We start from the raw sequence: 2749 nt of genomic DNA, 5'->3' as shown, positions 1-2749 counted from the left end.
GGCGTATTGCCACAGCCAGTCGACGACCTGTACGACGCCCTGGTCATTGGCATCAAGCTGCTTGTTGGTCTTGCCGAGTTCGACAAGCTGCTCGAAGCTGGCCACCTGGCTCTGCTCGCCCGCCTTGGCTGCGGCGCGTACCGAACGTGCCAGCGTGAAGAACTCGGTCGTGTAGCGCGCGATCTCCAGCGGGTTGGCAATGACGAGCTTGATGGGCTTGCGCACATGCGACTCAATCTGCGCGACCCAGCTGATGTCGAAGGGCTCGGATGTCGCGATCGTCACGTCATTGAGGCCGAACTGCACCGGCAGGCAGCGCTTGGCTTCGGCATAGCCGATGGACATCACGTCGCCGACGCGGCCCACGTCCACCTTCAGCGGGTCGATGCGCAGATAAGGCAATTTGGCGCGCACTGCCAGCCATTCGGACAATGCGTCCACATCCAGTGGCTTGCCAGTCGACAGGCGCACCAGAGCGGCGTGGCCCAGGCGAACGAGGGGATGCAAGGCGCTATCGCCGGCCGCGAAGCGCTGCTCCGTGCGCTGGACCTGGCTTTCGTCGATGAGGCCATCCTCCTGCAGCCAATGCAGCAGCTGGCGCCATTCCAGGCGGCCTTCAGTCTTCGTGGGGGCAGCCAGTGGCTTGGACTTGGTCGACATCGAGGCTCGGCTTCTCAAAGGGCGTTGAGGATGCTCATCGGCAGCGGCCGCACCAGCCTAAGCCATTTGCGGGCCGGCAACTTGAAGCGCGATTCGATATTAGCTGCGCGCTGCTCCAGGATGTCACGATGTGGCACCTGCACGCCGCGCGCCGCGACGACGACGGTGTTGCCCTCCTTGGTGGGCGCCAGGCTCCAGACCTGATCCGACCCGAAGGCCTTGGCGATACGCAATGCGCTGCGCGCAAAGCTCGCGCTGCGACCGAACAGATTGACCGTCATCAGCCCGCCGTCCGCCAGCACGCCGCGGCAGGCGGCGTAAAAGGCCTCGTCGTCCAGCACGGGCGACGCCGCGTCATGGTCGTAGAGGTCCACGTTCAACACATCCACCGTCTGCAGGTTGGCGTCGTCGTTGACCCAGGCCGCGGCGTCGCCGTTGACGACGCTCAACCGGGCATCGTTGCCCGGCAGACGGAACCACTGCCGGCAGGCGGCGATGACCTCGGGGTTGATCTCCACCGCCGTCGTGCGCATCTTCAGCTGGCCATGGCAAAAGCGCGTCAGCGCCGCGGCGCCCAGGCCGAGTTGCACGGCATGGCCTTCGCCCAGTGCGGCCGGGTCCCGCCACAACATCCAGGCGCACATGCGCTGGATGTACTCCAGCTCCAGCTGATCCGGCTTGCGGATACGCATTGCACCTTGCACCCAGATCGAGTCCAGGTGCAGAAAACGCACGCCGTCAAATTCGCTCAGCGTCGCCGGGCCCCAGGTCCTTGGCTTGGGCTTCATCGCCCGGTCGTCAGCAGTCTTGTCATAGGCGGGATCCTAGGCCACCAGATACGGCGCCAGCCCGGCCCGCCAGGCGGCGATCTTGTCCGCCAGGCTCAGGCCGGCATGCGCTGGGCTCGTCGACGGCAGTCGCAGCACGGGCAAGGCCACGTCGCCCAGGGCCAGCAGCGTCTGCCGGTGAGCGAGCGCGCCGTTGCAGGCAATCGCGCGCAGCTGCGGCAGCCGGGCAACGAGATCCATCAGATCGCTCGGCTCGGCGGCTTCGATGGCCGTGTCCAGGCTGCCTTCGCGCCGGCAGGCAGCCACGGCGTCCCACAGCGCCACACGGCCGCGGCGCAATGCCTGCAGGCGCTCGGCATAGGGCCGCGTCGCCAGATCCGGTTCGCCCAGCAGCGCCGCCATGACGGGCCAGAAGGCATTGCGCGGATGCGCGTAGTACTGCGCTGCCTGCAGCGAAGCAGCGCCGGGAAAGCTGCCGAGCACCAGCAGGCGGGCCTGGGCGTCAAACACCGGCGCGAGGCCGACAAGACGCTCGTTCTCGGGGTTTGGAGGCCTGGCAAACACGGCCGGCAGCTGCGACGATGCGCGGGTTTTCACAGAGAGTGACTCGACATGATGAATACGGAAGCCATCTGGCTGTTTCTCAGCACCCAGGGCGTGGACTTCGGCTTGAAGATTCTCGCGGCCATCGCCGCCTGGGTTGTGGGCCGGTGGCTCATTTCAATCGCGCTGCGCGTATTTTCTGCGGCGCTGGAGCGCGGCAAGCGCATCGACTCGACGCTGGCCACCTATCTGCGCTCCATCCTCAGCGTGCTGCTGAACCTCGTCCTCATCCTCGCGATCCTGGACATCTTCGGCGTCAAGACCACCTCCTTCGCCGCCTTGCTGGCCGGCGCAGGCCTGGCTATTGGCACCGCCTGGGGCGGGTTGCTGACCCACTTCGCGGCCGGCGTCTTCATGCAGGTGCTGCGCCCCTTCAAGGTGGGCGACTTCGTGCAGGCCGGTGGCGTAACCGGCACGGTGACCGAGATTGGTCTCTTTGGCACCACCATCAACACGCCGGACAACGTTCACACCCTCGTCGGCAACAACACCGTGTTCAGCAGCGCCATCCAGAACTACTCGGCGCAGGCGTTCCGCCGCGTCGACTGCCTAGCCAAGGTCGCCAACAGCGTGGACCCGCTGGACGCCATCGCGCGGCTGCGTCCGGCCATCGCGGCCATTCCCAATGTGCTGGCCAAGCCGGCGCCCGATATCGAAATCCTGCAGTTCACGCCCGAAGGCCCGCTGCTGTGCGTGCG

The 2749-nt window shown here is 66.3% G+C and carries 4 protein-coding genes; 1 reads left to right on the top strand and 3 read right to left on the bottom strand.

Annotated features, from left to right (window positions below):
* The 3 genes from ACXJKR_RS29130 to ACXJKR_RS29120 all read right to left on the bottom strand — a co-directional run.
* On the bottom strand, window positions 1-660 hold a 660-nt coding region (locus tag ACXJKR_RS29130; protein WP_457325817.1), incomplete at its 3' end, for a GspE/PulE/PilB domain-containing protein.
* A 14-nt stretch (window positions 661-674) separates the two neighbouring features.
* The gene (locus tag ACXJKR_RS29125; RefSeq protein ID WP_457325816.1) at window positions 675-1448 is read right to left on the bottom strand and encodes a spermine/spermidine synthase domain-containing protein; all 774 of its coding nucleotides are present in this window, start codon (window positions 1446-1448) and stop codon (window positions 675-677) included.
* A gap of 36 nt (window positions 1449-1484) precedes the next feature.
* Complete coding sequence (locus tag ACXJKR_RS29120) at window positions 1485-2045, bottom strand: DNA-deoxyinosine glycosylase (RefSeq protein ID WP_457325815.1); 561 nt, start codon at window positions 2043-2045, stop codon at window positions 1485-1487.
* Between the two features lie 18 nt (window positions 2046-2063).
* Here ACXJKR_RS29120 and ACXJKR_RS29115 point away from each other — a divergent pair.
* Window positions 2064-2749: mechanosensitive ion channel family protein (locus ACXJKR_RS29115; protein ID WP_457325814.1), on the top strand; the 686-nt coding region annotated here is incomplete at its 3' end.

It is taken from the genome of Roseateles sp. P5_E11, from assembly GCF_054049355.1.
The sequence above is the reverse complement of the archived record's forward strand: the minus strand, read 5'-3'. Positions and strand labels throughout refer to the sequence as shown.